At 70.9% G+C, this 23,231-nt stretch carries 18 protein-coding genes; 9 read left to right on the forward strand and 9 right to left on the reverse strand.

Features of this window, described 5'->3' with window-relative positions:
- Nucleotides 1–713: 713 nt before the first annotated feature.
- Nucleotides 714–2,429, reverse strand: a complete 1,716-nt coding sequence (locus PP359_RS03730) for an ATP-dependent helicase (protein WP_499249916.1) — start codon at nucleotides 2,427–2,429, stop codon at nucleotides 714–716.
- The gene (gene nudC, locus PP359_RS03735) at nucleotides 2,426–3,358 is read right to left on the reverse strand and encodes an NAD(+) diphosphatase (protein ID WP_036315091.1); all 933 of its coding nucleotides are present in this window, start codon (nucleotides 3,356–3,358) and stop codon (nucleotides 2,426–2,428) included. Before nudC ends, PP359_RS03730 begins: the two co-directional genes overlap by 4 nt.
- A 65-nt stretch (nucleotides 3,359–3,423) precedes the next feature.
- Between nudC and PP359_RS03740 the strand changes: the two genes are divergently transcribed.
- Nucleotides 3,424–4,749 carry a phosphotransferase gene (locus PP359_RS03740; protein WP_135949049.1) on the forward strand — a complete coding sequence of 442 codons (1,326 nt, stop codon included), beginning with the start codon at nucleotides 3,424–3,426 and terminating at the stop codon, nucleotides 4,747–4,749.
- 27 nt (nucleotides 4,750–4,776) lie between these two features.
- Here PP359_RS03740 and PP359_RS03745 read toward each other — a convergent pair whose 3' ends face one another.
- Together PP359_RS03745 and PP359_RS03750 are read right to left on the reverse strand one after the other, a co-directional pair.
- Complete coding sequence (locus PP359_RS03745; protein WP_135949048.1) at nucleotides 4,777–8,064, reverse strand: ATP-dependent DNA helicase; 3,288 nt, start codon at nucleotides 8,062–8,064, stop codon at nucleotides 4,777–4,779.
- Entirely contained in the window at nucleotides 8,061–11,237 is a 3,177-nt protein-coding gene (locus PP359_RS03750; RefSeq protein ID WP_499249917.1) for a PD-(D/E)XK nuclease family protein, read from the reverse strand. Before PP359_RS03750 ends, PP359_RS03745 begins: the two co-directional genes overlap by 4 nt.
- A gap of 175 nt (nucleotides 11,238–11,412) precedes the next feature.
- Here PP359_RS03750 and PP359_RS03755 point away from each other — a divergent pair, with 175 nt between their 5' ends.
- Together PP359_RS03755 and PP359_RS03760 are read left to right on the forward strand one after the other, a co-directional pair.
- A complete protein-coding gene (locus tag PP359_RS03755; RefSeq protein WP_036315071.1) occupies nucleotides 11,413–11,637 on the forward strand; it encodes a DUF3107 domain-containing protein in 225 nt (74 codons plus the stop codon).
- Between the two features lie 16 nt (nucleotides 11,638–11,653).
- A complete protein-coding gene (locus tag PP359_RS03760; protein ID WP_039415766.1) occupies nucleotides 11,654–11,944 on the forward strand; it encodes a hypothetical protein in 291 nt (96 codons plus the stop codon).
- A 30-nt stretch (nucleotides 11,945–11,974) separates the two neighbouring features.
- On the opposite strand, the gene PP359_RS03765 is transcribed toward PP359_RS03760, so the two are convergent.
- Nucleotides 11,975–12,691, reverse strand: a complete 717-nt coding sequence (locus tag PP359_RS03765; protein ID WP_036315065.1) for a ferritin-like fold-containing protein — start codon at nucleotides 12,689–12,691, stop codon at nucleotides 11,975–11,977.
- Nucleotides 12,692–12,852: 161 nt separating this feature from the next.
- On the opposite strand from PP359_RS03765, the gene PP359_RS03770 reads away from it, so the two are divergent.
- Nucleotides 12,853–14,376, forward strand: a complete 1,524-nt coding sequence (locus tag PP359_RS03770) for a DEAD/DEAH box helicase (RefSeq protein ID WP_499249918.1) — start codon at nucleotides 12,853–12,855, stop codon at nucleotides 14,374–14,376.
- A gap of 45 nt (nucleotides 14,377–14,421) precedes the next feature.
- Here PP359_RS03770 and PP359_RS03775 read toward each other — a convergent pair whose 3' ends face one another.
- Entirely contained in the window at nucleotides 14,422–15,288 is an 867-nt protein-coding gene (locus PP359_RS03775; protein WP_499249919.1) for a DUF817 domain-containing protein, read from the reverse strand.
- A 7-nt stretch (nucleotides 15,289–15,295) separates the two neighbouring features.
- Complete coding sequence (locus tag PP359_RS03780) at nucleotides 15,296–16,177, reverse strand: PHP domain-containing protein (protein ID WP_135949045.1); 882 nt, start codon at nucleotides 16,175–16,177, stop codon at nucleotides 15,296–15,298.
- A gap of 89 nt (nucleotides 16,178–16,266) precedes the next feature.
- Between PP359_RS03780 and PP359_RS03785 the strand changes: the two genes are divergently transcribed.
- Nucleotides 16,267–17,298 (forward strand): endonuclease/exonuclease/phosphatase family protein, encoded by a 1,032-nt coding sequence (locus tag PP359_RS03785; RefSeq protein ID WP_347417203.1) that lies wholly within the window; start codon nucleotides 16,267–16,269, stop codon nucleotides 17,296–17,298.
- Nucleotides 17,299–17,354: 56 nt separating this feature from the next.
- The gene (locus PP359_RS03790; protein WP_135949043.1) at nucleotides 17,355–18,785 is read left to right on the forward strand and encodes an aminopeptidase P family protein; all 1,431 of its coding nucleotides are present in this window, start codon (nucleotides 17,355–17,357) and stop codon (nucleotides 18,783–18,785) included.
- 6 nt (nucleotides 18,786–18,791) lie between these two features.
- Here PP359_RS03790 and PP359_RS03795 read toward each other — a convergent pair whose 3' ends face one another.
- Entirely contained in the window at nucleotides 18,792–19,445 is a 654-nt protein-coding gene (locus PP359_RS03795) for an alpha/beta hydrolase family protein (protein ID WP_499249920.1), read from the reverse strand.
- Nucleotides 19,445–20,116 (reverse strand): general stress protein, encoded by a 672-nt coding sequence (locus PP359_RS03800; RefSeq protein WP_347417366.1) that lies wholly within the window; start codon nucleotides 20,114–20,116, stop codon nucleotides 19,445–19,447. The genes PP359_RS03795 and PP359_RS03800 overlap by 1 nt, the downstream gene beginning before the upstream one ends.
- A 97-nt stretch (nucleotides 20,117–20,213) precedes the next feature.
- Between PP359_RS03800 and PP359_RS03805 the strand changes: the two genes are divergently transcribed.
- Genes PP359_RS03805 through PP359_RS03815 form a run of 3 tightly spaced genes read left to right on the forward strand, consistent with a single transcriptional unit; the run spans nucleotide 20,214 to nucleotide 23,223 of the window.
- Complete coding sequence (locus PP359_RS03805) at nucleotides 20,214–21,503, forward strand: magnesium transporter MgtE N-terminal domain-containing protein (protein ID WP_039415784.1); 1,290 nt, start codon at nucleotides 20,214–20,216, stop codon at nucleotides 21,501–21,503.
- Nucleotides 21,503–22,042, forward strand: a complete 540-nt coding sequence (locus PP359_RS03810) for a DUF1003 domain-containing protein (RefSeq protein ID WP_347417202.1) — start codon at nucleotides 21,503–21,505, stop codon at nucleotides 22,040–22,042. The genes PP359_RS03805 and PP359_RS03810 overlap by 1 nt, the downstream gene beginning before the upstream one ends.
- On the forward strand, nucleotides 22,039–23,223 hold the full coding sequence (locus PP359_RS03815) for a P-loop NTPase (RefSeq protein WP_347417201.1): 1,185 nt from the start codon (nucleotides 22,039–22,041) through the stop codon (nucleotides 23,221–23,223). The genes PP359_RS03810 and PP359_RS03815 overlap by 4 nt, the downstream gene beginning before the upstream one ends.
- Nucleotides 23,224–23,231: the final 8 nt, after the last annotated feature.

Here is a 23,231-nt window from a genome sequence, read left to right on the forward strand (position 1 = left end):
TTCGTCCCCGCCGCTGTGGCGCACGCCTTCCAGCCTCCAACTCGGCACGGATCCGGCGATCCGCGTCGACGGCGTGCTCCCGTGGCAGGAGCGCCTCCTCGATGCCCTCGCCGACGGCGTCGCCGACGCGGGGCTGGTCCCTCTGGCACGCAGCTTCGGCGCCACCGCGGCGGAAGCCGCAGAGTTCGCGGGACGAATCGAGCAAGCGCTCACCCGTGAGTCACCGACGCCGCGCGCGGTCAGGGTGGAGGTGCCCGAATCGCTGACGAGCATCGAGCGTGAAGCGCTGATGGCGGGGTGGGATGCCGCGGGCCTGGCGCGCGTGTCGGTCGACACCTGGGCCGTGGACGCGCCGCAGCAGGGGGTGCCGGTGATCGTCGTCGCCGACCGGCTCATCGAGCCGCGCCGTGCCGCGCGGCTCATGCGTGCCGACGTCACCCATATCCCGATCGAACTCGCCGGCGACCGCGTGCACGTCGGACCCGTCGTCGTCCCCGGCGTGACGGCGTGCACCGCGTGCGAGCACGCGCGTCGCACCGCCGAAGACCCGCAGTGGCCGCTCCTTGCTGCGCAGCTGCTCGGTCGCGATCCGGTACGCACGGATCCCGGCCTGCTGATCGAAGCCGGCATCCTCACCGGCAGGCTTCTGCGCGACGCCCTCGATTCCTCTGGGTCACGCCCCGATGAGCCGCCGTCGAGCCTCTCGGTGGGGCTCAGCGCCGCGCGCGTCCGGCGGACGTGGCATGCGCATCGCCCGCACGCACGGTGCCTGTGCCGATCTCCTGAAGGAAGCGAGAACGCTGACGCGGGCGCGATCCCGACCGTTCCGACCAGCTCATCGAAAGGGTACGCGCAGCCCGCGTGACCCCCACGTAGGCGAGTCTTCGTTCCTCGTCGATCTCGTCGAAGCCCGTGGCGTAAGAGATCGGCAGCAGTCCCTCCGCGAGCCCGAGGAGGTGGACGTGATCCCACTCCAGGCCTTTCGCCGCGTGGAGCGTAGCGAGCGTCACCGTCCGCAGAGTGGGCTCGTGCTGACTGCGCCCACGAAGGATGAGCTCGTCGGTGAACGCCCGCAGGGTGGTGTCTTCCGGTGCCTGCTCGGCCAGACGCAGCACGGCGGCTCGCGCCTCCCACGCGTCGCGAAGTGCCCCACCGGCCGGAGGCGGGTCGTCGGTCAAGCCGACCGACCGCAGCACGTCCCGCACCGCCCGCACCAGACCGTCCGCGGTCGGTGCGACAGAGGCGCCGCGCAGGAGCGAAACCGCCTGGCGGACTTCGGGCAGGTCGAAGAATCGCTTGCCGCCGAGGACGGTCGCAGCGATGCCGCGCGAGGCGAGGGCCGAGAGCACGGGCGCTGATTGCGCGTTGGCTCGATACAGCACGGCGATCTCGTTCGGCTCGATGCCCGACGCGAGCTGGGCCGCCACCGCCGCAGCCACGCCGTCGGCTTCCGCTTGATCGTCGTCGTACGCGGTGACCGACGGGACGGGGCCCGTCGATCGGTCCGAACGCAGGACCAGGGCTCCGGGGCGTCCGCGCATGAGCGCATTCGCGACACCGAGAATCGCCGGGTCGGAGCGGTAGTTGCGTTCCAGCCGCACGACGGTGGCATCCTCGTAGCGGTCGGGGAACTCGAGCAGGTAGCGCGGGTCGGCGCCGGCGAACGAGTAGATGGTCTGGCTCGCGTCGCCGACGACGCAGAGGTCTCGTCGGTCTCCGAGCCAGAGCTCCAGGAGGCGGTGCTGCACAGGCGAGACGTCTTGGAACTCGTCGACCGTCAGGTGGCGGTACTGCTCATGCACGGCCGCCGCGACGCGCGGCTCCGATTCCAGCATCCCGGCGCACGCGAGCAGGACATCCTCGAAGTCCAGCTGACGGCGTTCGTCCTTCAGCTTCTCGTATCGGCGCTGCAGGTCTGTGAGCGCCGGTGCATCCAGGGCGGCACCAAGCCCCTCGGGGTGCGCTGCGGCATCCTGATCGATCGTGCGCATCGCGACCTTGCGCCATTCGATGCGGCTGGCGACGTCGCGCAGGGTGGTGCCGTCCAGGCGGAGGCCCAGGCTGTCGGCGGCCTGCCCGAGCACGCGTACCTTGTTGTCGATGATCGAGGGTGCGGTGTCGCGGGCGAGCTGCGTCCAGAAGAAGTTCAGTTGCGCCAGCGCGGTCGCATGGAACGTGCGTGCGGCGACCCCTTCGACACCGAGCGCGCGGAGCCGCCCGCGCATCTCCCCCGCTGCCTTCGCTGTGAAGGTCACCGCCATGACTCTCGACGGCGAATAAGCCCCCGTGTCGACGCCGTGGGCGATGCGGTGCGTGATCACCCGCGTCTTTCCCGTGCCGGCGCCCGCAAGCACGCACACGGGTCCGCGCAGCGTCGCCGCCGCGACCCGCTGCTCGTCGTCCAGGCCCTCCAGTGCGCGTCCGCTCACGCGGGATCTCCCGCCCAGTCGGCGATCAGCCGGTGCGCGATGGATGTCGTGCCCGGAAGGAGCACGTCGCCCTCGCCGCGCAGCGCTCCACGGATCTCCCCGCGCGAGAACCACCGGACGTCGACGATCTCCTCGCCGTCGGCGCAGGCCGCCGACATGCTGACCGCCGTCGCATGGAATCCGAGCATCAGCGAGCGCGGGTAGGGCCACGACTGCGACCCCCGGTAGTGCAGCGCCTCGACGATCACGCCGGCCTCCTCCTGCACCTCGCGCACGATCGCCGACTCCAGCGACTCCCCCGCCTCGACGAAGCCGGCGAACGTCGAGTAGAGGTTGCGATCCGCCCACAGCGCGTTCTTGCCGAGCAGCAACGACGAGCCGTCCGGAGAGATCACGGCGACGATGACGGCGGGGTCGGTGCGGGGAAAATGCTCGCGCCCGCAGACCGGGCAGTGGCGCGCCCAGCCCGCTGCACGTTCCTCGGTGCGCGCACCGCAGTGGGAGCAGAAGGGCGCTTCCACCAGCCATCGCCCCAGAGCGACCGCCTCGACGAGGAGTCCGGCGTCCGTGGCCGACATCTCTCCGCCGACCGCCCGCAGCGCTGCCCACCCGTCGGCGGGATGCGCGCTCAGGGGAACGTCATGGTCGGCGCCGGATGCCGCGAGCAGCACCGCGGCGCCTGCGCCGTCGCGTCCGAGGAATGCCCACGACACCCCGTCACGAATGCTCTCGACCGGCACGGTGCGCAGCGTCCCGTCGCCGTCGAGCGGGGCGCGATCGCCGTGCACGGCGACCACCCGCGTCGACCTCTCGGCGCGAAGACGCGCAAGCAGGTCCGGTGCGTCGCGCTCCTCGGCGCAGCGGTCGATGCCGCCGCGCGCAAGAGCGGGCGGACGAACGGGAACGGGCGGCTCAGCCGATGGCGACATCCGGGACCTTCCTCGACGGGCGTGGCGCACACGGGGACGGGGCGCGGCACACCTACCCTGGGGGCATGGCACGCTCACCACTCACTCTAGCCGCGTCGGTCACGTCGGCCCTTCCCCGCGTCGCGGTGGTCGGTGTGGCGCCGCTGACCGAGGGCGTCTCCGGCCGCTACGACAGCGCGATCGCCACGCTCGACGACGGCCGACGAGTCGTGGTGCGCGTACCCGTCAACGACCAGGCCGAGCAGGATCTGCGCTCCGAGGCGCGGGCGTTGACGTCGCTGACCGCGGGGGTGCGTGGAGTGCTGCCGTTCGGCGCCCCGGATGTGCTCGGTCAGACGACGGTCGATGGCCGCAGCGCCCTCGTCCAGACCCTGCTGCCCGGCTACCGGGTCGATGCCGCCCACGTGCCCGCGGGCCGGGGGGTCGCCACCGCTCTCGCCGCCGCGATCGCGGCGGTTCACGACCTCCCGGTGACGGTGATCCGCGACGCGGGATTGCCGATGCTGACGTCTGCGCAGGTGCGCGACGAGGCCGAGCGCCTCCTCGATCGGGCGGAGTCGACGGGCCTGCTGCCCTTCGGTCTGCTCCGACGCTGGAGCACCGCCATCGGCTCCGATCCGCTGTGGCGCTTCGAGACGACCGTCGTTCTGGGTGGGGTGGACCCGGCATCCTTCGTCTTCGAAGACGATGCCGACGGCATCCCCGCCGTCACCGGCCTTCTGACCTGGGGTGCGCTCGGCGTCGGGGACCCGGCCATCGATGTGCGCTGGACGGCCTCGGCCCCGGCCGCTCAGGCCGACGTGCTCGACGAGTACGCGCGTCGTTCGCACCGCGCGCCCGATGCCCTTCTCGCCGAGCGGGCTCGGCTGCACGCGGAGCTGGAGTTCGCGAAATGGCTGGTGCACGGCCACGAGGCCGGTCAGCAGGACGTCGTCCGCGACGCCGTGGCACTGCTCGAATCGCTCGACGCCAACGTTCGCGACGAGCCCGTGCGAGCACGTGATGATGTCACGCTCGATCAGGCACTCGCAGCGACCCAGCGGGTGCCTGCCGGAGCGGGCGAGGCCGCGGACACCTCGATGCAGACCGACAGCTTCGACCCCGAGACCCTCGCCACCTTCCTCGCCGACGAGAATGCGACCGGCATGGTCGAGACCAGCCGCCTCGACACCGTCGCGATCGAGATGTCCGAGTGGGCGCAGCCGGCACACGCGTCAGCCACGCGCGTTCCGGTGCACACGTCCGACATTCCCGTGCACGACGGCTCCGCGCCCGAGGACGGTCGAGGCGATGCCGTGGCAGACGACACCCCCGGTGAGCCCTCGGCCGACGACATCGACCGCGATACCGCCGCCCGCAACGCGCTGCGGCGGTGGACGGGAACGGCCTGACGCCGGCCGCGCGCGCCACAGCGACCATCAGTCCCGGAGGATGAGCCCCTCGGCGACGTAGAAGAGCACCACGTCGATCTGCTCTCGCGGTATGCCGTGCCGGGCGTGGTACGCCTCGCGGTACAGGCGCAGCTGGATCATCCGCTCTTCCCTCTCGGCGGCGGTGCGCGGCGCACGGCCCGTCTTCCAGTCGACGATCTCGATGCGATCGCCGCGCCGGTAGACGGCGTCGAGCTTGCAGATCACGACGTGCGCCCGGCCGTCGCCGAGAGCGTCGTCGATCGTGACGTCGATCTCCGTCTCGACCTCCAACGGCCGTAACGACGCCCACTCCGACGCCAGAAAGCGCTCCTGCAGCTGCGCGAGGTCGGCGGGTGTCGAGGCGGACGGAACGTCGGCAGCGGGGTTCGCGTCATCGTCGTCCCACAGCGCGTCCTCGAGTGAGACGCCGGCCCCCACGATGCCGGAACGCTGCTCCACCCACGAATGAAACGCGGTGCCCAGGCGCGACTGGCGATACGGACGCTCGGGCAGCGCACGGCGCAGCGCCGGCGCGTCGCCGAGAAAGTCCTTGAAACGGGATGCCGGGATGCGCACGGGCGCCGCCGGTCGCGCCGAGCGCTGCCGCTCCGCCCGCTCGGCGAGCAGGAGGGCGAGTTCGGCGGTGGGCTCGGCGTCCGCCGCCCGCCGCACGCCGTCGGCGGCGGCGGCGACGGTGCCGCGCCGCGCTCCGAGGGGATCGAGCGGCCACGTCAGGAGGCGGCGGCGACCCTCGAAAGGGTTCTCGCCCGGGTCGACGTCCGGGTCGAGCGTCCGGCCCAGGGCCGCGGCCATCTCCTCCAGGAAAGCGCTCGGGCGACGCGGCGACGTGGTGCCCGACCAGTGCGAAGCGCTCAGAAGCAGGTGGTCGCGTGCACGAGTGACGGCGACGTACGCCAGCCGACGCTCCTCATCACGCTGGCGCGCGCGCCCGGCCGCGACGAAGTCGTTCAGGGCGCCGACGAGATCCTGCTGCGTCGGGGACCGGTCGGCATCCCACCGGAAGTCGGGCAGCCAATCCGCGTCGCCGCGGAACTCGTACGGGAGAACGCCGAACCCGAGCCACCCACGCGTGTCCTTCGGCCGCGAGGGCAGCTCGTCCTCGACCAGGCGGACGACCGCCACGGCGTCCCATTCGAGGCCTTTGGACCCGTGGATCGTGAGCAGCTGCACGACATCGTCCTCGGGCGGCTCCGTGCGGGGTGCGAACTCATCGAGGCGCTCGGCGTGGTCGAGCCAGGCGAGAAGGCTCGGCAGCGAACCACGGTCATCCGTCGCCAGAAAGCCGTGCAGTTCATCGACGAAAGCGCGCAGCTGATCGCCGGCGACGCGTGCCGGACCGCGCGCCTCATTCGCGGCGAGCTCGATGTCCAGGCGGAGCTCGAGTTCGATCATGCGCACGAGCTCCGGGATCGGCAGCGTCGCCTGCCGACGCAGGCCGGCGAAGACGGCGGCCGCCTCGCGCAGGCGTTCCCGCGCCGCGGCCGTGAAGTCGGACAGCCAACCGTGGTCGACGCCGTGGCGCAAAAAGAAGTCGAGGGCGTCGATGAGCGAGCCCTGGTCATCCCCCGCCGACGAACGCATCCGCGCCACGACGTCGGGCTCCAAGGGCCGAAGCGCGGCGTCGTGACGGCTGATCCTGCGGGACAGCTCACTCAATGCCCGCAGATCAGCCACGCCGATCCCCCAGCGCGGGCCGGCGAGCAACCTGATCAGCGACGAACCCGCGCGCGGGTCGCTGATCACGCGGAGCGTCGCGACCACGTCGACGACCTCCGGAGTGGAGAGCAGCCCGCCGAGGCCGAGGATGCGGTGCGGGATGCCGCGCCGGCCCAGGGCGTCCGCGAAATGCACCATGTGCTTCTTGCTGCGAAAGAGCACGGCTCCTGTCGTCGCGGCGCCCGCTCGGGCGCGCTCGTGCCGTACACGCGCGAACCAGTCCGCCACGGCGTCGGCCTCCGCATCGATGTCGGTGTCGATGTGGATCTCCACCTCGCCCGAGCCCGCTCCCGGACGAGGTCGCAGGCCTTCGACGACGACCGGGACGCTCTCGGCAAGAGGCGCAAGCACGGCGTCAGCCGCGCGCAACACGTCGACGCTGTTGCGCCAGCTCGTCATCAACGCGAAGGTCTCGGCCCGACCGGTGCTGCTGAATGCCGTCGCGAAGTCGCCGAGGTTGCCGGCGCTCGCCCCCCGCCAGCCGTAGATGGACTGGTGAGGGTCTCCGACGGCCATGACGGCCGCATCGCGAAAGGCGGAGGCGAGCAGCTGGGTCTGCACGACGGAGGTGTCCTGGTACTCGTCCAGCAGCACCACGCGATAGCGATCGCGCAACTCCTCTCCGACGGTCGGATGCGCTTCGACGATCTCGCAGGCGCCCGCGACCTGGTCGGAGAAATCGATCACCCCTCGACGGAGCTTTCGCCGGGCGTACTCCCGTGCAAGATCCGCGAGGACGTCCAGTGCGCCGACGGCCACCTGCGCTTTCGCGATGTCGGCGTACACCGTGACGCGCGCCGACGTCGAGGGCCGTTCCAGAACGTCCGAGAAGCGCGCGGGAAAGCGCGCGAGCTGCTCGAGGTCGACGCGGTTGTCAGCAGCGTCACGGGCGATGCGCAGGGCGGCATCGATGATCGAACGCAGCGCCTCTTCGCGTACCTCCAGCCGCGGATCGTCCGACTCGAGCACGACACGTCGCATCAGCAGCCAGGCCGCCGACTCGCTGAGAACGGCGGCTTCGGCGTCGCGGCCGAGTCTGACGGCGTGCTCGCGGACAATGCTGTCGGCGAAGCTGTTGTACGTGGAGACGGTCGGCCGCTCCAGCAGCGCGTCGGCCGACACCTCATCGGGGACCGCGACGGCGCCGGTGGCGACGACGAGTTCATCGAGCACGGCGTACCGCGACGACGACGGTGCACCGCTGCGCTCGAGCTCGCCGAGGATCCCCAGCTGCCCCCGCGCGTGCAGGGCCTCGAGATGGGGAACGAGTCCGCGGCGTTCGAACTCCGCAAGCCGCTGCAGTCGGCGGTGCACGCGCTCGGCGAGTTCGCCGGCGGCCTTGCGGGTGAACGTCAGACCCAGCACCGCGTCACGCGGAACGAGGCCGTTCGCCACGAGCCACACCACGCGTCCCGCCATCGTCTCGGTCTTGCCGCTGCCGGCGCCGGCGACGACGAGCGCGGGCGCGAGGGGCGCCGCGATCACCCGGGCTTGTTCGTCCGTGGGAGGGAACTGGCCGAGGGCGGCCGCGAGCGCGGTCGGAGAGACGGCGCTCATGACGCGCTCACCGCGTTGATCGTGTGGATGCGGCACAGGCCGTAGGAGTGATCATCGCGACAGTGCTCCTCATACGGCGCCGAGAACTCCGCGCCGCTCATGACGGTCGCCGCCTCCCGCACTCGGGCGAGGAAGGCGTCGCGAGCGACGTCGTCCAGCGGCGGCTGGCGGGGTTCCACATAATCCTTCGTGGCCGCGGACGGGCGCAGCACGAGCAGCTTCGCCCCGCCGGGCGTGAGGCCTGCAGCCTCGGGGATGGCGCCCGCATCGAGCGCCAGCTGGTAGGCGGCGAGCTGCGGATTGTCGATGACCTTCGCGTCGGTCTGCGGCTCACGCTTTCCGGTCTTGAGATCGACGATCACCACCTCCCCGGAGGCCGTGCGCTCCACGCGATCGATGTAGCCGCTGACGATGGCACCGTGACCGCCGGCCGGATCGAGGGCGACCGGGACCTCGAAATGCGGTTCCGCGCCGATGACGGTTCCGCCCGCGAGTTCGAACCGCCGCAGATAGAGCGACAGTCGTCGCACGAGTTCGCGCGCCCGCACGCGCTCCGAGCGCTCGCGCCAGGCGGACTCGAACTCCAGTTCACTCCACCGCGCGTCCACGACCGCCCACAGCGCGTCCTCGTCGGAGCCCGTTGCGCGCTCCATCGCCGCGTGCACCAGCGTGCCGAGGCCCGCGACGGCTCCCCCGTCATCCGCCCCCAGGTCGGCGAGCAGCCAGTTGAGCTCGCACTCCTCCACCGTCTGGAGCCGCGACGGCGATACGCGCACGTCCTCGCGCGTGAGATCGCGCAACGGCGCTGTGGAAGTCACGGGGGCGATGCCATACCACTCGTCGGGCGCGGCGCCCGGAACGCCCGCCGCAGCGAGCAGCCGCAGCTGCTCGGCGGCGGCGCGTCGCGTGGAGGGGTCTGCTCGACGCTCCGTGAGCGCACGTCTGTGCTGGGCAACCAGCCCACGCAGGGTCAGCGGATGCGCCGCCGAGCGTGCGGCGGGCTGCGCCTGCGGGAGCATCTCGAAGAGCGGACTCGGCCCCGTGTCGTCGTCGTCGACGGCGGTCACGATGAGGCGTCGGCGGGCGCGGGAGCACGCGCGCGCGAACAGACGCAACTCGTCGTGGAGCACCCCGCGTCGTCGATCCAGCGTGTCGGCGGTTTCGGAGCCCCCGAGGGCGAGCGGCGCCAGCCGCCAGGTCTGCAGCAGACTTCCTCGCGCCCGCAGGTTCGGCCAGACGCCTTCCTGGACCCCGGCGACGACGACGGTGTCGTACTCGGCTCCGAGGGCGCCGGCGGGGGTGAGGATGTCGACGGCATCCGCCCGGGAATCGTCGACCAGCCGATCTTCGGCGACGTCCGACTCGAGGATGCCGCGCAGAAACGCCCCGGGTGAGGTGCCGTCCGCTCTCTCGCCGTGACGTTTGGCGGCCTGGAAGAGTGCCACCAGCGCGTCGAGCTCTCTGCCGGCCTGTGCGGCGAGCGGCCCCGACCCCTCGGCCGCGGCGACCCATGACCGCTCGGCACCCAGGCCGTCCCACGCACTCCACAGGATCTCGTGGGCGGTCGGCGCCTGGGCCCCGCCCGCGTGGACGAGATCCCAGTGAGCGCGGACGTCTGCGAGGGTCCGCGCGATCCGCTCGGCGCGGCGACCCTCTCGGGTGTCGAGCAGGGCGAACGCGACGGGATGACCGAGCGCGGAGACCAGCAGCTCGGCGCTGGAGACGACCCGCTCGTCGGAGGCAGCCTCCGCCGGCGGCTCCGCAGCGAGCGCCGACAGCCGCAGGGCGGTACGCAGCCGGCGGATCTCGACCGGATCCATCCCGCCGGCGCGAAGGGCATCGACGGCGTCCTCGAGGCTCCAGCCGGCGGGATCGAGCTCCGCCAGCAGTGCGATGCGCAGCAGATCCGCCACCGCGCGGGCCTCAGCCAGCGGTCGCTGCCCGCGGGTGCGCGTGGGCACCTCGCGAGCGGCGAGTTCGGCTTCGAGAGTCGCAACCTGTCGACTGTCGTGCGCGATGACGGCGCACGAGGACCACGGCACCGCGTCGTGGACGTGGCGCTCTCGGAGCAGACGTGCGATCACGTCATGCTCTTCCGACGCGGAACGGGCGGTGACGGCACGGACACTCTCGTCGTCGACCGTCGGCGCGTCGGAGGCGGTGGGAGGGCGCAGGCGGTGCGCGACGAGGCCGGCAGCTCCGATGCGGGCCGTGACGGCGGCGATCAGGCGTCGATGGGCGTCGGTGCCGCGGTGCATCCGCTCCAGCACGTGCACCGGCCCGGCGGCTGCGAGGCGGGAGAAGTTCTCCGGGCTGGCGCCGCGGAAGCTCCCCGAGCCGACATCCGGATCGCCGAACGCCAGCACGGCGACACCCCGAGAGCGGCACGCCTCCAGGAGCTCCACCCCGCCGAGAGTCAGTTCCTGGGCGTCGTCCACCACGATCGCCCGCAGCCGCTCCAGCGCGGCAATTCCCGGCGCTCCGGCCGGGAGCGTGCGGACCAGGCCCAGTGCCTCGCGCACGAGACCCGCGGCATCGCGGTGGGCGCCGCGCATGCGGTCGCGCGCATACAGGTACTCCCGGGAAAAGGACGCCGCCGCCGCCCACTCGGCGACGCCGTGCTGCGCCGCGAGGTCCGACAGATCGTCCGGCGAGATCCCCAGCTGGGCGCACTCGGCGAGCAGAGCCCGCAGCTCCGCGCGGAACGCCCGTGTGGAGCGCACCGCGGCCGGCAGCGAGGACGGCCACCGGGTGAAGCCCTCGGCCTCATCCTCGCAATCCCCGGCCAGGAGGTCGGCGATGACCTGATCCTCGTCCGGGCCGGTCAGCAACTGGGGCGCCGGGTCGCCGCGATGGACGGCGTCGGCGCGGATGATCTGATAGGCGAACGCGACGATCGAGCGCGCCAATGCGCCGGGCGTGGCGACGTCGACGGCGAGAGCGAGGCGATCACGCAGTGCGGTCGCGGAGGTCCGAGACGGAGTCAGCACGAGCACCTCGTCCGGCAGCAACGCACCGCGGGTGTGGCCCGCGGGCGGCCGGACGAGTGCGCCGACCCGCGCGATCGCGGTCGCGGTCTTACCCGATCCCGGGGCGCCCACCACGACGCCGGACGCGTCGGCGGGAAGGTCGATGACGGCACGCTGAGCGGCATCCCACGTCACACGATCCATGCCTCTCACGCTAGCCGGACACACCGACACGAGCGTTCGCGCACAGCGAGCGGCGCACTGCCCTGCGCGCGATCCCGCGCCCGATCCGGTGTCGTAGAGTCGAGGTGCGGCCGGCGTACCGGTCCGCTCCGGCCGCCGACGGCGGCGGGTCATGAACAGAAGTGAGGCAATCACCGTGGAGATCCGCATCGGCATCGCGAACACCGCTCGGGAGCTCAGCTTCGAGTCGGCCCAGTCGGCGGATGCCGTGACAAGCACGATCCAGAAGGCCCTCGAGGCCTCGGAGTCCTTCGTCACCTTCACCGACGTCAAGGGCAACACCTACATCGTTCCCACGGCCGGCATCACCTTCATCGAGGTCGGCACGGAAGAGTCCCGGCGCGTCGGCTTCGTCGCCTGAGCACCGGCATCCCACCGTGGACATCCTGCTCGCGTTCATCTTCGGCGGCGCCTACGGCGGCGTCCTGCACTACCTCATGCCCGGACGCACCTCGCGTGGCAGCGCCGTCGCCCCCGTGCTCGGTGCCGTCCTGGGCGGAGTGGTCTGGATGGCCCTCACCTGGGCCGGTCTGACGACGCTGGACCCGTGGCTGTGGATCCTTTCGATCGCCGTCCCCGCGGTCGTCGTACCCGCGGTCCTCGCCATCCTCACGCGAGTGCGCGCAAACCACGACGCGCGCGAGCGGTTGCGGCTGAAGATCTCCTGAGCTCGCCGGGCCGACGGCGCGGCCCCTCGGTCAGGCGTCGAGCCCCATCGCAGACATGCGACGCGAGTGCGCACCGAGAAGGTCGGTGAACACCGGCTCGACCTTACGCTCCTCCGCGGCATCCAAGGTCTGAGGACGAAGCGCGGCGCGGGCGATGAGCAGGGTGTCGCCCACGAGGCGACGTCCCCACAGAGCGAGCAGCGATTTCCACTGCTCATCGGCAGCGATCGCACCCGCGATGATGTCGACGAGGGCTTGCCGGTCGTCGTCGCCGCGCAGGATCTCCGCGACCCGCCGGCCGGTCACGCCGTAGCTGGAGGACAGCGCCAGATAGAAGTCGTCCAGCATGCCCGCCGTGATGTGCACCGAGAGCATCGTCTCGAGCGAGCGGGCACCGTGCGTCGACCGGCGAAATGCGTCGAGCGGCTCACGGAAGGGAAGCATGAGATCGAGGGGATCGTCGCCGCGTTCACGGATGAGGGCGAGGATCGCGCGGTGCTTGTGCAGGGCCGCTCCGGCAGCCACCGAGATCGATTCCTTCTGCGTCAGCTCGGGGGTCGGTGCGATCAGCTCGCTGAGCGTCTCGAAGTATCCGAGCTGCAGGTACGCGGCCTGACCGAGGAACGTGTCGATGTCGGGTGCGAGCTCTTCGAAGTCGACGCGCCGGACGTCGCCGAAGTCGCCGCGAGAGCGCACGCGCAGCGTCCGTGCGACGGTGCGGTCGCGCTGCCAGGGCCAGGTCACCACGCCCCCAGCCTAGATGCGACCCGCCGCTTCCGAGGTCGTCCCGACACCCTCCGGTAGGCTGGTCAGGTCTCGGCGATGGATCGAGACCCCCGCGCCTGCGGATGAGTAGAAGGCGTGGACTTCCTCACCGGCGGCTTCTCACCGCCAGACAGGCACGTATTGTGACGACATTCGCTGAACTCGGAATCGATCCCGACATCGTCGAGGCCCTCGCCTCCAAGGGCATCGTGGACGCCTTCCCCATTCAGGAGCAGACGATTCCGCTGGGGCTGCCGGGCCAGGACATCATCGGCCAGGCCAAGACCGGAACGGGCAAGACCTTCGGCTTCGGCATCCCCGTCGTCCAGCGTCTCGGCCTCGACCCGGCGCCGGGTGTGAAGGCGCTCATCGTCGTTCCGACCCGCGAGCTGGCCGTCCAGGTCTACGAAGACATGGACATGCTCACCCAGAACCGCTCCACGAGCGTGGTCGCCATCTACGGCGGCAAGGCGTACGAAGGCCAGATCGACCAGCTGAAAGCCGGTGCGCAGATCGTCGTCGGCACACCGGGTCGCCTGATCGATCTCAACAACCAGCGCCTGCTCGATCTGAGCGGTGCGATCGAAGTCGTGCTCGACGAGGCCGACAAGATGCTCGACCTGGGCTTCCTCGCCGACATCGAGAAGATCTTCCAGAAGGTCGCGCCGGTGCGCCACACCCAGCTCTTCTCGGCGACGATGCCCGGCCCCATCGTGGCCCTCGCGCGCCGCTTCATGAGCAACCCGATTCACATCCGGGCGACCGACCCCGATGAGGGACTGACGCAGGCCAACATCAAGCACCTCGTCTACCGCGCCCACTCGCTCGACAAGGACGAGGTGATCGCCCGCATCCTGCAGGCGGAGGGCCGGGGTAAGACGGTGGTCTTCACCCGCACCAAGCGCGCCGCTCAGAAGCTGGTGGACGAGCTGAACGACCGAGGGTTCAATGCGGGTGCCGTGCACGGCGACATGAGCCAGGAGGCGCGTGAGCGGTCGATGGCCGCGTTCAAGGCCGGCAAGAAGGACGTGCTGATCGCCACCGACGTCGCCGCCCGCGGTATCGATGTGGACGACGTCACCCACGTCATCAACCACACGATCCCGGACGACGAGAAGACCTACCTGCACCGCGCGGGACGCACCGGCCGCGCCGGCAAGACGGGTATCGCCATCACCTTCGTCGACTGGGACGACCTGCACAAGTGGGCCCTGATCAACCGGGCGCTCGAGTTCGGGCAGCCGGAGCCGGTCGAGACGTACTCGTCGAGCCCGCACCTGTACACCGACCTGGACATCCCGGCGGGGACCAAGGGCCGCATCGCGAAGGCGCCCAGGACGGAGGCGGTGCGCACGCAGCGCCCGGCTCCCGAGCGCGCAGCCGATGCCGCGGCCGAGGGAGCCGCTGAGACCGGCACCCGCCGTCGCCGCCGTCGCCGCTCCGGGTCGTCGACGATCGGCTCGACGTTCGCCGAAGGATCGTCGACGGGCGCGGATGCCGAGACGGCGCACACCGGCGATGCTGCCGCTGCCGCCGAGGGCGCAGGAACCCACGACGGCGCCGGCAAGGAGCACCGCGACGGCAACGCCGCGCCCGCGCGTCGCCGCCGTCGTCGCCGCGGCTCGGGCGGCGGCGCACCCGCCGCTCCCCCTGTCGCGGGAGCCTGACCTTACGCGCTGATCGCATCGCCTCGGGCATCGCGGCGAGGCCGTTCACCGCCCCGCAGGCTCGGTCGCCGGCGCCTGCGGCGGGTAGACCCAGGTCACCATGACGACCGACACGATCATCAGCAGGAACCACGACACCAGTTTCGTGATCGAGACGGGATGCCATCCATCCAACTGGTCGGGGTACGCCCACGCACCCGCCCACGTGCCGATGTTCTCTGCGAGGTAGATGAACAGCGCCACGCCGGCGTAGGCAGCCAGGAGCGGCAGCCTCAGCGTGCGACGCCAGACGCGCGCGTGCATGACCGTCCGAGCCCAGAGCAGCGCGACAGCGACAAGGAGCACCCAGCGCAGATCCCAGACGAAGTGATGCGCGAAGAAGTTCACGTAGATCGATGCCGCCACGATCGTCGTGATCCACCTCGGCGGGTAGCGGACGAACGCGAGATCGAACAGCCGGTAGACGCGCACCATGTACGAGCCGACGGCGGCGTACATGAATCCGCTGAACAGCGGTACGCCGCCGATTCGCAGCACGCCGTCGGCCGCGTAGGTCCACGATCCGGCATCCGTCTTGAACAGTTCCATCACCGTGCCGGCGACGTGGAAGAGCACGATCACCCACAGTTCACGGCCGGTTTCGAGCCGCCCCGCGAGCATCGCGATCTGGATCAGTACGGCCGCGATCGTCAACGCGTCGTTGCGCGCCAGCGCAGCATCGTCGGGCCACCACAATCGGGCCGCGACGATCACCGCCAGCAACGAGAAGCCGAACACGCAGGCCCACGCCTGCTTGACCACGAAGACGGCCAACTCCACGGCTGTCGCGCGCGCGCCGCGGTCGGGCGCGCCCCGAAGCACGCGGTGAGCGGCCGCATCGATGCGCCGCTCGAGCGGTGTGGGTTGCTGCATCGCGAGATCAGGCGAAAACGGGCGAACTGCCCGTCGCCCTCCCGATGATGCGCTGCACCATCTCGTCGGCGGTCGTGAACTCTCCCGGTTGGTTGGGCTTTCCCAGTCCGTGATAGTCGCTGGATCCGGTGACGATGAGGTCCCGCTCGGCCACGAGCGTCTGCAGCGCCCCCAGTGCCGGCTCCCGGTTCTCCCGATGGCCGAGTTCGAAGCCCGCGAGCCCGGCATCGAGCATGCGCCCCAGGAGACCTTCGGGCAGCAAGCCCCCTCTGCCCGCCGGATGAGCGATGATCGGCACACCTCCGGCATCCACCACCGCCGCCACCGCGGTCACCGGATCGGGCGCGTACAGGTCGACGTAGTAGTCGCTGCCGGGGTGAAGGATGCCGGCGAACGCCTCACCCCGATCGCGGACGTAGCCGCGTGCGATGAGCGCGTCGGCCAGGTGCGGCCGCCCCACGGTCGCCCCGACGGTCGTCTGGGCGAGAATGTCGTCCCAGGTGAGGTCGTAATCCCGGCCGATGCGCTCGGCCATCGTTTGCGCACGAGTCAGACGCGAGTGGCGTATCCGGTCGGTGAGTGCGCGCAGCACCGCATGCTCCGGGTCGAACAGGTAGGCGAGCACATGGACGCTGCGCCACTCGTGACGGGCAGACAGCTCCATCCCCGGAATCAACGTCATCCCGAGCGACGCCGCCGCCTCTGCCGCCTCTGACCAGCCGGATGTGGTGTCGTGGTCGGTCAACGCCGCGGTGTGCAGACCCACGGCGTGAGCGGCGGCCATCACCCGCGCGGGAGGCTCGGTGCCGTCGGAATGGTCGGAGTGCAGGTGCAGGTCGCTGGGCCCGCGGAACCGCGGCATCCACTCCGCAGCCGACGAGACAACCATGCCCCGAGCGTACCGCCGGCGCGCACAGGACCGGCGTCCACCGCTCACGGTCCGGGAACTCCCAGGAGCACTGCCGTAGAGTCCCACACGTGCTGCGCCTGCTCGGAATCCTCGTGACGGTGGCCGCCGCGATCGCCACGGCGGTCGTCACGTGGCCACAGTTCTTCCGCCTCGAGCAGACGTTCCCGTTCGCCCAGATCGTGTCCCTGCGCCCTGTCGTCGTCCTGGTGCTCGGGGCCCTTTTCGTGCTCGGTCTGCTTCTCGCCCTCGCCCGCCCGCTGCGAGCGTTCGCGGGCGCGATCGCGGTCATCGCCCTGCTCGGAGCACTCGCGAACGGCGGCATCCTGCTCGCGCGCGGTGTGGGAACCGGCAGCCTTCCGCCGGCGACGGACTCGAGCATCCGCGTCATGACCTGGAACACCGCCGGTGCGGCCACCGACGCCGATCTCATCGCCCGCACCGCCGTGGCGATGAAAGCCGACGTCGTCGCTCTGCCCGAGACGACGATCGAGACCGGCGAAGCCGTGGCGATCGCCATGCGCGAGATGGGTGCGCCGATGTGGGCCCATCACGAGAACTACGGTGAGCGTCCCGGATACCCGGACTGGGCCGCGAACTCCACGACCCTGCTCATCTCCCCCGCCCTCGGCGACTACGCCGTCGTGGCGTCCACCTCCGACGGAGCGAGCAACACCTCCGCCGTCCCCAGCGTCGTCGCGATGCCCGTGGACGGAAGCGGCCCCACGATCGTCGCCGTCCACGCAGTCGCGCCCCGTCAGGACCGCATGGACGATTGGCGCAGCGATCTGACGTGGATCGCGAATCAGTGCGCGAGCGACGACGTGATCATGGCCGGGGACTTCAACGCCACCGTCGACAACATGGCTCGTCTGGGCGTCGACGGCGGCGACCTGGGCCGATGCACGGATGCCGCGGCCCGCACCGGATCGGGTGCGGTGGGCACGTGGTCCACGTCGCTGCCGCCGCTGATCGGCACCCCGATCGATCACATCATGGCGACGGCGAACTGGACGCCGACGGGATCGGTCGTTCTCGGCTCGCTCGACGGGAGCGGCAGCGACCACCGTCCGCTCGTCGTGCAGTACGAGGCCGCACGGTAAGAGCAACGACTCACGCCCGCCCTCCGTCGCACAGAAGGAGGTGCGAGACTGGTGCCATGAGCACGAGCGAGAGCGACACGATCGCCACGACCGACACCGACGTCACCCCCGTTGAGAACGCGAACCGCAAGCAGCCGTTCCCGCGCGGCTTCCTCGACACCATCTCGACCGGCTGGGCCGAACGGCCCGAGCTCACCCCCTCACCACGGCCGCAGGTGCCCTACACGGCGGCGCGCCGCGCTGCCGTGTCCGCCGCCTTCCCCGGGCAGCGTCTCGTGCTGCCGGCGGGAACGTACAAGCAGCGCTCGAACGACACCGACTACCCGTTCCGCGCCCACTCGGCTTTCGCGCACCTCACCGGCTGGGCGAGCGACAGCGTGCCGGATTCGGTCCTCGTGTTCGACCCGCGTGAGGGCGGCGCCGGCCACGACGTGACGCTCTACCTGCGCGAGCGCGCCGACCGGACCACCGCCGAGTTCTACAGCGACGCGACCATCGGGGAGTTCTGGATCGGTCCGCGCCCCGCCCTGGCGGGCGTCGCCGGCGAGCTCGGACTCACCACGGCCCCGATCGAGGACTTCGCGGCGGAAGACGGCGACCTGGTTCTCGATGAGGACCCGGAACTGACGCGTGTCGTCTCCGAGCTGCGCCTCGTCAAGGACGACTACGAGATCGCGCAGCTGCGCCTCGCGGTCGAGGTCACCGCTCGCGGCTTCGACGACATCGTCGCCGATCTGCCGCGGATCATCGAGACGCCCCGCGGAGAACGTGCGGTCGAGGGCATCTTCCACCATCGCGCCCGCATCGAGGGAAACGGCGAGGGGTATGACACGATCGCGGCATCCGGTCCGCACGCCTGCTATCTGCACTGGACCCGCAACGACGGCGCCGTCCTTCCGGGCGACCTCATCCTCATCGACGCCGGTGCGGAGGTCGACAGCCTCTACACCGCGGACATCACCCGCACGATTCCGGTCAGCGGCACCTTCTCGCCCGTCCAGCGCATGATCTACGAGACGGTCCGCGAGGCCGCCGACGCCGCCTTCGCGGCGGCCCGGCCCGGCGTGAAGTTCCGCACGATCCACGAAGCCGCCATGCGCGTCATCGCCGAACGCGTGTCCGAGTGGGGGCTGCTCCCCGTGACCGCCGACGAGGCGCTCGACGCCGACAACGGCGGACAGCATCGCCGCTACATGGTCCACGGGACGAGCCACCACCTGGGGCTCGACGTGCACGACTGCGCCCAGGCGCGGCGTGAGATGTACTACGACGGCATTCTGGAGGCGGGAATGGTCTTCACCATCGAGCCCGGGCTCTACTTCCAGATCGACGATCTGACGGTGCCGGAGGAGTTCCGCGGCATCGGCGTGCGCATCGAGGACGACATCCTCATGACCGCCGACGGTCCCGTGAACCTGTCGGCGGGCATCCCCCGCACCGCCGACGAGGTCGAGGCGTGGGTCGCGGGGCACACCGCCGCACGCTGACAGCGCTCACAGCCGCCGGCGCAGCCACGGGACGACGTGGTCGCTGAGCTCGCCGCCGATCTGATCGGCGGGCCGGCGGCGCCCCTTGATCTCGAAGGAGTGGGTGGCGCCGTCGATCCAGACCGTGGTGGCGTCTCGGCATCCGCTGAGCGCCTGATCGTACTGCTCACGGGGCTGGATGAACGGATCGTTCGTCCCCTCGACGAACAGCTGCGGCACCGCGATCTGCGGAAGGTGCGCGGCACGCAGCTTCTCCGGAGCGCCGGGCGGATGCAGCGGATAGCCGAGGTACACCAGCGCCGCGGGCGTGATCGCCCCCTCCGCGGCCGCCATCGACGCCATGCGTCCCCCGTAGGACTTGCCCGCCGCCACGAACGGCACGCCGGGAGCCGTCTGGCGCGCTACCGCCTCGACGGCGGCCCAGGCGGCGATCGCGTGCGACGCAGGTCCCGGCATCTTGCGTCCCGCCTGCGCGTACGGAAAGGCGAAACGCACCACGCTGACGCCCTGACGCGCGCACCCCTCGCCCAGGCCGAGCAGGAAAGGATGATCCATCCCGGCCCCGGCACCGTGCGCGAGCGCCATCACCGCCCACGGGTCGACCGCCTGATGAGGGGCGGTCGAGACGACGACGGACCCCGTCGGCAGAGCGACCTCCATCACCGCTCCGGCGTTGTCGGTCCCTGTTCTCCGCCGTCGCGGACACCGGCGTCTCCAGCCGGCGGGGCGCTGGGTTGGGTCGGCGCTTCCACGGGCGGCGCCAGACGTTCGCCGTACTGCGGCGGATCGACGCGCTCTCCGTACTGCGGGGGTGCGCTCGTGTCCGGAGCGGGTGCGGACACCGGCGCCGAGGGCGCGCGATGGGCGGCCGCAGGCGTGACCGTTCTGCCGACGACTTCCCGGGCACGGTGGATGCTGCGCGGGAGGACGGTCACCTCGTACCGGTCGGCCAGCACTTGGGTGATCGACGTGTAGTCGCGGCGGCGGCGGACGATCGAGTACGTGATGATGCTCATGAGCATGCCGAGGGCGATGCCGACCAGCATGACGCCGATGAACAGCTGGATCGCCGCATTCGGCGTGCCGAGCACGAAGATGGCCGAGAAGAGGAGGCCGAGCAGGATGCCGTTCACCGCTCCCGAGCGCGCGGCCGCCGCGTATCCGAGACGCCCGGTGACGGTCTCGACGGAGCGCAGGCCGTGTCCGACGATCGCGATGTCCCGGGCCGGGATGTCCGCCTCCACGAGCTGAGACACCGCCTTCTGCGCCGCCGGATACGTCGCGAAGTCGGCGATCTTCTCGCCGTGTTCCTGGGGTATTCCGCCCAACATGCTCACGCATCCATCTTCGCATGAGCACCCTGTGCATCCGCCGCGGCGCGACGGACGTCTGCCCCGGGCGACAGCAGGCGCGGACTACGCTGGTCGAGTGAGTACGCAGAGGGTTTTCGTGGCACGCCTGGTGGGCTGCACCGTCTTCGACCCCGCGGGCGACCGGCTCGGCAAAGTCCGTGACGTCGTCGTCATCTATCGAAAAGACGACCCGCCGCGTGTGGTGGGCCTCGTCGTCGAGATTCCGGGGCGTCGCCACGTCTTCCTGTCGATCGGGCGCGTCACCTCGATCCAGTCCGGGCAGGTCATCACGACGGGCCTCATCAATGTCCGACGCTTCCAGCAGCGCGGTGGCGAGGTGCGCGTCATGAGCGAGCTGCTCGGTCGTCGGGTGTACTTCACCGACGGATCCGGACACGCGGTGATCGAGGACGCCGCGATCGAGCGCAACCGTCTCGGCGAGTGGGACATCGGCCAGCTCTTCCTCCGCAAGCCCAAGACCAGCGCGTCCCCCTTCGCAAAGGGACCGACCACGTTCGCAAGCTGGGGCGATGTGCGCGAACAGGCCGTACCGGGCGAGGCGCAGTCGGCCGAACAGCTCGTGGCGACCTTTTCCGAGCTCAAGCCCGCCGACCTCGCCAACACCCTGCTCGATCTGCCCGACGAGCGCCTCCTCGAGGTCGCCGAGGAGCTCTCCGACGACCGTCTCGCCGACGCGCTGGAGGAGATGCCCGAAGACGACCAGGTGCACATCCTCGAGGCTCTCGGCGACGAGCGCGCCGCCGACATCCTCGACCAGATGGAGCCGGACGACGCCGCCGACGTGCTGGCGCAGCTGCCGGAGGAGCAGCGAGAGGAGCTCCTCGAGCTCATGGAGCCGGAGGAAGCGGAGGACGTCCGCGCCCTCCTCAAGTACGGCCCCGACACGGCCGGCGGTCTCATGACGAGCGAGCCGATCGTCCTGTCGGCCGACGCGACGGTCGCGGAGGCTCTCGCCCTGATCCGCCGCCACGAGCTGCACCCGGCCCTCGCCGCGGCGGTGTTCGTGACCCTTCCGCCGTATGAGACCCCGACAGGGCGACTGCTGGGCACGGTGCACTTCCAGCGGATGCTGCGGTACCCGCCGCACGAGCGGCTCGGCGCGATCATCGACGACACGCTCGATCCGGTGCCCGTCACCGCATCCGCCGCCGAAGTGGCGCGCCTGCTCGCGAGCTACAACCTCGTTTCCCTCCCCGTCGTGGATGCCGCACACCGGCTCGTCGGCGCGGTCAGTGTCGATGACGTTCTGGACTACCTGCTGCCCGAGGACTGGCGTTCGCACGACGGCGACGACGACGCACTGACCGCCCCCGCGACGACCGCGATGCTTCCGAGGAGGCCCTGATGGCGAAGGATCGCCGCACCTTCTCGCTGGATGCGCCGCGCGGCCGCGCGGGCATGCTCAGCCGCAGCCCGCAGCCCTCTCGCGACCGGTTCGGCCGCTTCTCCGAAGCCTTCGCCCGCGCGATGGGGACCTCCGGCTTCCTCATCGGCATGACCGTGTTCGTTGCGGTGTGGCTCTGGTGGAACACCGCAATGCCGCGCGAGATGCAGTTCGACGCGGCGGAGAACAACTTCACGCTGCTGACCCTGATCCTCTCGCTGCAGGCTTCGTACGCCGCGCCGCTGATCCTTCTCGCCCAGAACCGGCAGGACGACCGCGACCGCGTGCAGATCGAGCAGGATCGTCAGCGCGCAGAGCGCAACCTCGCCGACACCGAGTACCTCGCCCGAGAGGTCGTCGCCCTCCGCATGGCGATGACGGACGTCTCCGAGCACGTCGTCACTCGCGACGTGCTGCGCCAGGAGCTGAAGGCTCTGCTCGAGTCGTTGGAGAATTCCCGCGACCTGGATCGCCGCGGCGAGAGGTCCGACCAGTCGTGACGTCTGCTCCCAGCGGTGCCCGGGAGGCCACCGGCGACGACGCACGGGCGGATGACGTGCGGCGAGCCGTCGGCGCCGTCGTCGATCCCGAGCTTCGCCGTCCCCTCGCCGAACTCGACATGATCCGCGACGTGGCGGTCACCGGCACCCGCGCGCGCGTCGAGATCGCGCTGACGATCGTGGGCTGCCCCGCCGCCGACCGCATCGAGCGGGATGTGCGCGCGGCGGCATCCACCGCCTCCGGCATCTCCGATGTCGAGGTCGTCGTCGGAGTGATGTCCTCGGCACAGCGCCAGGCGCTCACCACGCGGCTGCGCGGAGACCGTGCCACGCGGACCATGCCCTTCGGGCCCGACGCCCTCACGCGCGTCGTCGCGGTCACGAGCGGCAAGGGTGGCGTCGGCAAGTCCAGCATCACCGCGAACCTCGCCGTCGCCCTGGCGCAGCGCGGGCTCGCGGTCGGGTTGATCGACGCCGACGTGCACGGCTTCTCGATCCCGGGACTGCTCGGCCTCGTGGATGCCGAGGGCCGACCGCCCGCACCGACCCGCATCGACGACCTCATGCTCCCTCCCGTCGCCTTCGGCGTGAAGGCGATCTCGATCGGTATGTTCCTCCCGCGCGACCAGCCCGTTTCGGCAGCCGTCGCCTGGCGCGGGCCGATGCTCCACCGCACGGTGCAGCAGTTCCTGACCGATGTGTTCTTCGGCGACCTCGACGTGCTCCTGATCGACATGCCTCCGGGTACGGGCGACGTGGCGATCTCGGTCGGGCAACTGCTGCCGCACGCCGACGTGCTCGTCGTCACGACGCCGCAGACCGCGGCATCCGACGTCGCCGTCCGCAGCGGACTGGTGGCAGCGCAGACCGGCCAGCGGGTGATCGGCGTCGTCGAGAACATGGGGGCGATGACCCTTCCCGACGGCAGCACCCTCGATCTGTTCGGAGCCGGCGGGGGCGAGGCCGTGGCCGCGTCGCTGTCGACGCCAGACCACGTCGTTCCGCTCCTCGCCTCGGTTCCGCTCAGTGTCGATCTGCGGCGCGGCGGCGACGAGGGAGCCCCCGTGGTCGTCTCGCGACCCGATGATGCGGCCGCACGCGCGATCGCCGCGCTGGCGGAGCGGATCGCGACGACGCCCCGCGGGCTGGCCCGCAGGTCGCTGCCGGTCACGCCGCGCTGACGTCGGCC

This window comes from Sphingomonas sp. BLCC-B65 (assembly GCF_028550675.1).
In the GTDB taxonomy this organism is placed as follows: domain Bacteria; phylum Actinomycetota; class Actinomycetes; order Actinomycetales; family Microbacteriaceae; genus Microbacterium.

What these genes read in the sequence shown, in the direction of transcription:
- nudC (WP_036315091.1), bottom strand. Translation starts at nt 3,358, where the DNA reads ATGTCGCCATCGGCTGAGCCGCCCGTTCCCGTTCGTCCGCCCGCTCTT.
- PP359_RS03740 (WP_135949049.1), top strand. Translation starts at nt 3,424, where the DNA reads ATGGCACGCTCACCACTCACTCTAGCCGCGTCGGTCACGTCGGCCCTT.
- PP359_RS03745 (WP_135949048.1), bottom strand. Translation starts at nt 8,064, where the DNA reads ATGAGCGCCGTCTCTCCGACCGCGCTCGCGGCCGCCCTCGGCCAGTTC.
- PP359_RS03750 (WP_499249917.1), bottom strand. Translation starts at nt 11,237, where the DNA reads ATGGATCGTGTGACGTGGGATGCCGCTCAGCGTGCCGTCATCGACCTT.
- PP359_RS03775 (WP_499249919.1), bottom strand. Translation starts at nt 15,288, where the DNA reads ATGCAGCAACCCACACCGCTCGAGCGGCGCATCGATGCGGCCGCTCAC.
- PP359_RS03780 (WP_135949045.1), bottom strand. Translation starts at nt 16,177, where the DNA reads ATGGTTGTCTCGTCGGCTGCGGAGTGGATGCCGCGGTTCCGCGGGCCC.
- PP359_RS03790 (WP_135949043.1), top strand. Translation starts at nt 17,355, where the DNA reads ATGAGCACGAGCGAGAGCGACACGATCGCCACGACCGACACCGACGTC.
- PP359_RS03795 (WP_499249920.1), bottom strand. Translation starts at nt 19,445, where the DNA reads ATGGAGGTCGCTCTGCCGACGGGGTCCGTCGTCGTCTCGACCGCCCCT.
- PP359_RS03800 (WP_347417366.1), bottom strand. Translation starts at nt 20,116, where the DNA reads ATGTTGGGCGGAATACCCCAGGAACACGGCGAGAAGATCGCCGACTTC.
- PP359_RS03810 (WP_347417202.1), top strand. Translation starts at nt 21,503, where the DNA reads ATGGCGAAGGATCGCCGCACCTTCTCGCTGGATGCGCCGCGCGGCCGC.